Origin of the sequence: Nonomuraea lactucae, assembly GCF_003313395.1 — a bacterium.
Taxonomy (GTDB): domain Bacteria; phylum Actinomycetota; class Actinomycetes; order Streptosporangiales; family Streptosporangiaceae; genus Nonomuraea; species Nonomuraea lactucae.
Map to the genome: position 1 here is coordinate 1 of NZ_QNFZ01000879.1, position 6,983 is coordinate 6,983.

A 6,983-nucleotide genomic window follows, 5' to 3' on the forward strand; every position below is an offset into this window, starting at 1 on the left:
CGCGCGGCCTGTGGGGCCGCAGCGGGCCGATCGCGCACGCGCCCGCGGAGGCGTGGCTGGCGGGCCGGAGCGCTCCCGCGATGACGGCCGCCGAGCTGGTGCTGCGCTACCTGGGGGCCTTCGGGCCCGCCACGGTCAAGGATGTGCAGACCTGGTCGGGGCTGACACGGCTGGCCGAGGTGGTGGAGGAGCTCGACCTGGTGCGGTTCCGGGACGAGGACGGGCGCGTCCTCTACGACCTGCCGGACGCGCCCCGGCCGGACGAGGACGTCCCGGCGCCGGTGAGGCTGATGTACGACTTCGACAACCTGTTCCTGTCACACGCGGACAGGTCGAGGGTGATCACCGAGACGGGGTTCGCGTCGATGCGCGGGTTCATGGGGACGAACGTGATGCCGCGCCTCATCCTCGTCGACGGCCTCAGCATGGGTGACTGGACGGTGACCCGGGCCAAGGGCGTCTCCACCCTCACCATCCACCAGTGGGAGCCGATCGCGTCCCTGGCCGAGGTCGAGGCGGAGGGGCTCCGGCTGCTGGAGTTCCTGGCCCCGCGCGACAAGCACGAGACATCAGTCCTTGACGGCCCCTCCCAGACCTGACACCAACCTGCGCTGGACCGCCACGAAGAAGATCAGCACCGGGATGGTCATCAGCGTCGAGGCCGCCATGATGCCGCCCCAGTCGTTCTCGTCGGGCTTGAAGAAGACGAGCAGCGCCGCGGGCAGGGTCTGGTTCTCCTTGGCCGAGATGATGAAGGTCCTGGCGAAGACGAAGTCGTTCCAGGCTGCGATGAACGAGAAGACGCTGGTCGCGACCAGTCCGGGGGCGACCAGCGGGAAGAGGATCCGCCAGAGCACCGTCGCGCGGCTCGCGCCGTCGATCAGCGCCGCCTCCTCCAGCGACTCGGGCACCGCTGCCACGAAGCCGCGCATCATCCAGATCGCGAACGGCAGCGAGAACGCGAGGTGCACGAGCACCAGCGAGGGAAGCGTGTTGAGCAGCCCCGCGTCCCGCACCACGAAGAACAGCGGGATCGTCAGCGCCTCCACCGGCACCATCTGCGCCACCAGGAACATGATCAGCACCGTGGTCCGGAACCTGAACGCGAACCTGGTGACGGCCACGGCGGCCAGGAACGCGACCACGGCCGACAGCGCCACGACCGACAGCGCCACCACCGCGCTGTTGACGAAGTAGCGGGCGAACCCCTCGCCGGTGAGCACCCGGGCGAAGTGCCCGAAGGTGGGATGGAGCGTCCACGGCCTGACGTCGAGCGACTGGATCTCACCAGGGGGCTTGAGCGCCGACAGCGCCATCCAGTAGATCGGGAACGCGGTCAGGAACGCCACGACCAGCGCCACCGTGTTGGCCGCGAGCCGAGAGGTCTTCACTACAGCTTCTCCCCTGTCCGGTGCAGCGCCCGGATGTAGAACATGGTCACGACCAGCAGGATCAGCGTCATCACCACGCCGATCGCGGAGCCCAGCCCGTACTCCGAGGAACCGAAGGCGGTCTGGTAGGCGTAGACGTTGAGCACGGTGTTCTGGCCGGCGATGCCGCCGCCGTTGGTCATCACGTAGATCTGGGTGAAGATCTTGAAGTCCCAGATGATCGACTGGATGACCACGATCGTGATCAGCGGCCGCAGGATGGGCACGATCACCCGCCAGAACGACTGCCAGGTCGAGGCCCCGTCGAGCGAGGCCGCCTCCAGCACCGAGCCGGGCACGGCCTGGATCCCCGCGTACAGGGTGACCATCACGAACGGGAACGAGTGCCACACCACGGTGGCGCCCACCACCCCGAACGTCACCCACTTGTCGAAGAACCAGTTGAACCCGTCGATGCCGAGCACCTGGTTGACCAGCCCCAGGTCGGCGTCGAAGAGGAACATCCACACGGTGGACCCGGTCATGGCGGGCGCCGCCCAGGCAGCCAGGGCGGCGAGCGACAGCGCCACCCTGGGCACGGTCCCGATCCTGGTCATCAGCACGGCCAGCGCCGCGCCCACGGCGAGCGTGCCGACCACCAGTGCGGCGGCGAACCCGACGGTCTGCAGCAGGACGCTCCAGAACCGCGCGTCGCCCAGCAGCGTGGCGTAGTTGCCGAACCCGACGAACGTGGTCGGCTGCCCGCCGCTGACCTGTGCCTGCCGGTAGTCGAACACCGACAGCAGCCCCAGCATGTAGACGGGGTAGCCGAACAGCGGCACAAGAACGGCGAGGGCGGGAAGCAGGTACAGCCACGGCCGTACCCTGCCCCGCCCGCGCCGCGCCCTCGCCCGGTGGCTGCCGGCGGTGACGCCCGCTGCCATTGCGGTCATGAGCTGCCGAGGGCCGTCTTGACGGCGGTGGCCGCCTCGGTGGTGGCCTCGTCCACGCTCGCCTGCTTGGTGGCGACCTTCTGCAGCATGGTCGGGATGACCTTGCCGTTGTCGATCTTCACCCAGCCGGGGTGGATGGGCACGAACTTGGTGCCCTTCGCCACGGTCTCCAGGAACGGCTTGAGGAACGGGTCCTTGGCCGCCAGCTCGTCACGGGCGCCGCTCAGCGTGGGCAGGTTGCCCATGGCCTCGTACATCTTGGTCTGGTACTGCTTGCCGCCGAGCAGCTTGACGAAGTCCGCCGCGAGCGAGCGGTGCTGGGCGTTCTTCATCACGCCGAGATTGTTGCCGCCGGCGAAGGCGGGCGCCACCGAGCCCTTCTCGTAGCCTGGCAGCGGCACCACCTGATACTTGCCGGCCGCCACCCCCGCGTCCACGGCGGAGCGGCTGAAGTTGCCCAGGATGCCCATGGCCGCCTTGCCGCTGGCGAACAGCTCGACCGTCTTGCCGCCGGTCAGCGAGGCGCACGCCTGGGGCGGGCAGATGTCGTCCGACAGCAGGTCCGTGTACGCCTTCACGCCCTTGCGCGACTCGGGGGAGTCGAGGGAGGTGATGTCACCGCCCGCGCCCCAGACGAACGGGAGCGCGCCGAAGGTGTACTCGCCGCCGACCGCGATGCCGTACAGGTCGGGCTTCTTGCCGCGGATGTCGCGGGCCGTCTTGGTGAGCTCCTCGACCGAGGCGGGCGGCTTCAGGCCCAGCTCCTCGAAGACGTCCGTGCGGTAGTAGAGCGCGCGGACGCCGATGAACCACGGCAGCCCGTACACCTTGCCGTCGACGGAGGCTGACTTGAGCAGGTCAGCGTTCACGTCCAGGCCCTGGAGGTCGGCCGTGAGGTCGGCGAAGCCGCCCGCGGCGGCGTACTCGGCGAGGTCCGTGTTGCCGTACTCCGCGACGTCCGGCGAGCTGGACGGGTCGTTGAAGGCGCCCTTGAACTTCTCGTGCCGCGCGGGCGTGGTCGGGATGTAGGTGACCTCGACCTTCACACCCGCGTGAGCGGCGGTGAACTCCTTGATCGCCTCGCCGACGACCTTCTCCTTGGGGGCGCGATTGGGCTCGTCGTAGAGCCACACGCGCAGCGTTCCTGACTTCGAGTCGCCGCCGCCGGACGTGGGCGCGGTGGAGGGCGCGCAGGCCACCAGGGCCACCGCGGCGATCCCGGCTACAGCACTATGAACAAACTTCACCATTACCTCCCTGGCGCAGAGAGTAGGAATGCGGGGACGAGCAGGGAAGGCACGCCGGGAGTTGTTGTGCACTGCACAACGACGTGCCGCAAACGGTGCCATCGGGGGATGGTTGGCCCTATCTTTACCCTCGTGCCCGAGCGCAACCAGTCAGCCTCGCTCCGCCGTGCCCTGACCGTGCTGGACCACGTACGGGCCAGCAGCGGCCTCACACTGACCCAGCTCGCCGACGCGCTGGACGTGTCCAAGAGCACCGTGCTCCGGCTGACCGTGCCGCTCATCGAGGCACGGCTGCTCGAACGCGACCGCAGGACCGGCGCCTACCGGCTCGGCCATGGCACGCTCCGGCTCGGCCAGGCCTACCTCGCCAGCCTCGACCTGCGCGCGGTGGCGGCCGAGGAGTCGCACCGGCTGATGAGCGAGGTGCGCGAGACCGTCCACCTCGTCGTGTACGAACCACCGCACGTCGTCTACATCGACAAGGTGGAGAACCAGACGAACGTCCGCATGGCCTCGCGCATCGGCAGCCGCGGCCCCCTGCACTCCACGGCCGTCGGCAAGGCCATCCTCGCCTGGCTGCCGGACGACACGGTCGACGGGCTCCATCTGGAGGCCAGGACCAAGCACACCATCAGCGACCCGGGCCGGCTGCGCGCCGAGCTGGCGAGCGTCCGCAGGCGCGGCTACGCGGTCGACGACCGCGAGAACGAGCCCGAGGTGCGCTGCGTCGGCGCGCCGATCTTCAACCACAACGACACCGTGGTCGCCGCCATCTCGGTCTCCGGTCTCACCTCGCGGATCACCGCCGCGCGGGTGCGTGAGGTGGGTCCGCTGGTGGCCGCGGCGGCGTCCCGCATCTCCAGAAAGTTGGGTAGCCCGACCCGATGACCGACCTGGTGACCTTCGGTGAGACCATGGCGCTGTTCGCCGCCCGCCGTACCGGACCGCTGCGGTTCGCCCGCGACTTCGAGCTCGGCCTGGGAGGCGCCGAGTCCAACGTCGCGATCGGCGTGGCCCGCCTCGGCCACAGCGCCGCCTGGGTCGGCCGGGTGGGGGCGGACGAGTTCGGCGACCTGATCCGCGCCACCCTCATGAGCGAGGGTGTGGACACCCGCGCCATCGCCGACCCCGAGGCACCGACCGGGTTGATGATCAAGGGGCGGCGCACGGCCGACCTGATCGACGTCAGCTACTACCGCAGGGACAGCGCCGGGTCCCGGCTCTCCCCCGCCGACCTGGACCCGGAGCTCATCAGGGGCGCCCGCGTCCTCCACCTCTCCGCGATCACCCCCGCCCTGTCGGCGTCCGCCCGCGAGGCCGCACGGCACGCGATCGCCCAGGCCCGCGCCGCCGGGGTGCTCGTGTCGCTCGACGTCAACTACCGCAGGGCGCTCTGGTCGCCCGGGGAGGCGGGCGCGTGGCTGCGGGAGACGATCTCGGGCGTGGACGTGCTGTTCGCGACCCTGCCCGAGGGGCGCCTGATCGCCGACGTCGACGACCGCGCCGAACTGGCCAAGGCCCTGTCCGCGCTGGGGCCCCGCCACGTCCTGGTCAAGTCGGGCGCCGAGGGCGCGCTGGAGCTGTCCGACGGCCGGGTGCGGCACGCCGAGCCGTACGAGGTGACGGAGGTGGACCCGGTCGGGGCCGGCGACGCGTTCGCGGCCGGCTGGCTGGCCGACTGGCTGGCCGGAGCCGGCCCGGAGCAGCGGCTGCGCACGGCGTGCGCGGCCGGGGCGTTCGCCGTCACCTCCCAGGGCGACTGGGAGAGCCTGCCCCGCCGCGGCGACCTGAACCTGCTGCGGCGCCGTTCCGACGCCGTCAGCCGATAATGCTGAGATGATCGACGACGAGACGCCAGGGGCGCGCCCGTTACTGCGCCGCCCCGAGGACGGCGAGCTGATCGACGTGGCGGGAGCCGGGCCGGGGCACCTGCTCGCCGCCGTGCGGGGCACCCCCCACGGCTTCCGCCACCGCACCAGCTCGTTCCGGCCGGACGCCACCGCGGCGCAGCCGAGGCAATCTTCGCGCAATCCATTGCGCAATGGATTGCGCGGAGGTAACTTCACCATGTGACCTACCGACGAGTCGCCGCCGCGAGCCGCTGCACGCAGGTGCGGGGAGGAACGAGATCGTGACCTTGGACGCGCTAGTCCATCGCGCCGGAGCCTTGGCGGCGTCGGGTGCGCGGCGCATGCTCGGCATCGTCGGCGCGCCCGGCGCGGGCAAGTCCACGGTGGCGGAGGCCATCGTCTCGCGCCTCGCTCCCCACGCCTGTCACGTTCCCATGGACGGCTTCCACCTGGCGAACGCCGAACTCGACCGGCTGGGCCGGCGTGACCGCAAGGGCGCGCCCGACACCTTCGACGCGGCCGGTTACGTCGCCCTGCTCGGCCGGCTGCGAGCCGCGCGCGAGGACGTCGTGTACGCGCCGGAGTTCCGCCGGGAGATCGAGGAGCCCGTCGCCGGCGCCATCTCGATCCCCCGTGACGTGTCGTTGGTGGTCACCGAGGGCAACTATCTGCTGCTCGACGAGGGGCCGTGGGCGGCGGTCCGGGGCCTGCTCGACCAGGTGTGGTACTTCGACACCAGCGAGAGCGACCGAGTCGAGCTCCTGGTGCGGCGGCACATCGCCTACGGCAAGGACCCCGCCGCCGCGCGGGCCTGGGCGCTGGGCAGCGACCAGCGCAACGCGGAGACCGTGGCCGCCACCCGCCACCGCGCCGACCTGGTCACCACCATCGACCTCCGCCGGGTGGCGCCCCGCCACCAGGGGACGTCGTGACGGCCACCGAACTCGGCTGACGGACGGGCGTGACCTCCAGCGCGCCGCACACCCTGTCAGCCGGGAACGCGATCGTCGTGGCGGCCCGCTCCCCGGGCGGGGTCAACTCCTGCTCCACCGGCGGGGTCACCTCCTGCTCCACCGCGCCGGACGGAGCGGTCGCCCCCTGCCCCGCCGCGCCGGGCGGCGGAGTCACCCGCAGCCTGGCCGCGCCGGCGCAGTGGTCCGCCGTGACGGTCCAGTGCAGCACCGCCTCGACGCTGCCGCCCGGCTCCAGCGTCACCGCCTCCCCCGGCCCCTCGACGGCCTCGGCCGTGCCGGGCAGGGCGGCGCCGGCGTCGTCGAGCATGACCAGGCCCGGATGGCCGCGCATGACGCACCCGGCGCCGGAGCGGTTGGTGAACACCAGCGGCACGTACCGGCTGCCCGCCCCGGGGTCCACCCTGCCGAGCCCCACGTCGAGCTGAGCCGGCGCGCAACCGCCCAGAACGCTTCCCCCGTCCGGCGCGAGCCTGCCCAGGAGGCTCCCCCCGTCCGGCCCGAGCCTGCCCAGGACGCTCGCCCCGTCGGGCGCGAGCCTGCCCAGGACGCTCGCCCCGTCGGGCGCCGGGCCGCGCGCCAGCGCGGGCGC

General features: G+C 71.5%; 9 protein-coding genes. 5 read left to right on the plus strand and 4 right to left on the minus strand.

Going from position 1 to position 6,983, the window contains the following annotated elements:
- On the plus strand, window positions 1-599 hold a 599-nt coding region (locus DQW85_RS30330), incomplete at its 5' end, for a DNA glycosylase AlkZ-like family protein (RefSeq protein WP_162795497.1).
- Here the strand turns inward: DQW85_RS30330 and DQW85_RS30335 are convergent.
- From DQW85_RS30335 to DQW85_RS30345, 3 genes are read right to left on the minus strand one after another with little or no spacing between them, the layout of a single operon-like run.
- Window positions 570-1,391 carry a carbohydrate ABC transporter permease gene (locus tag DQW85_RS30335; RefSeq protein WP_113703240.1) on the minus strand — a complete coding sequence of 274 codons (822 nt, stop codon included), beginning with the start codon at window positions 1,389-1,391 and terminating at the stop codon, window positions 570-572. The genes DQW85_RS30330 and DQW85_RS30335 overlap by 30 nt on opposite strands.
- The gene (locus DQW85_RS30340) at window positions 1,391-2,314 is read right to left on the minus strand and encodes a carbohydrate ABC transporter permease (RefSeq protein WP_205315524.1); all 924 of its coding nucleotides are present in this window, start codon (window positions 2,312-2,314) and stop codon (window positions 1,391-1,393) included. The genes DQW85_RS30335 and DQW85_RS30340 overlap by 1 nt, the downstream gene beginning before the upstream one ends.
- Window positions 2,315-2,319: 5 nt before the next feature.
- A complete protein-coding gene (locus DQW85_RS30345; RefSeq protein WP_113703245.1) occupies window positions 2,320-3,570 on the minus strand; it encodes an extracellular solute-binding protein in 1,251 nt (416 codons plus the stop codon).
- A 132-nt stretch (window positions 3,571-3,702) separates the two neighbouring features.
- Between DQW85_RS30345 and DQW85_RS30350 the strand changes: the two genes are divergently transcribed.
- From DQW85_RS30350 to DQW85_RS30360, 4 genes are read left to right on the plus strand one after another with little or no spacing between them, the layout of a single operon-like run.
- Complete coding sequence (locus DQW85_RS30350) at window positions 3,703-4,458, plus strand: IclR family transcriptional regulator (RefSeq protein WP_338043428.1); 756 nt, start codon at window positions 3,703-3,705, stop codon at window positions 4,456-4,458.
- Window positions 4,455-5,399, plus strand: coding sequence for a sugar kinase (locus DQW85_RS30355; protein ID WP_113703243.1), 945 nt, complete (start codon window positions 4,455-4,457; stop codon window positions 5,397-5,399). Before DQW85_RS30350 ends, DQW85_RS30355 begins: the two co-directional genes overlap by 4 nt.
- A gap of 7 nt (window positions 5,400-5,406) precedes the next feature.
- The gene (locus DQW85_RS44925; RefSeq protein ID WP_162795498.1) at window positions 5,407-5,643 is read left to right on the plus strand and encodes a hypothetical protein; all 237 of its coding nucleotides are present in this window, start codon (window positions 5,407-5,409) and stop codon (window positions 5,641-5,643) included.
- Between the two features lie 58 nt (window positions 5,644-5,701).
- Window positions 5,702-6,352: a nucleoside/nucleotide kinase family protein gene (locus tag DQW85_RS30360; protein ID WP_240197519.1), complete on the plus strand. Its 651-nt coding sequence runs from the start codon at window positions 5,702-5,704 to the stop codon at window positions 6,350-6,352.
- Here the strand turns inward: DQW85_RS30360 and DQW85_RS30365 are convergent.
- The coding region (locus tag DQW85_RS30365; protein WP_162795499.1) for a DUF4232 domain-containing protein at window positions 6,300-6,983 on the minus strand (684 nt) is incomplete at its 5' end. The two genes, DQW85_RS30360 and DQW85_RS30365, sit on opposite strands and share 53 nt — an antisense overlap.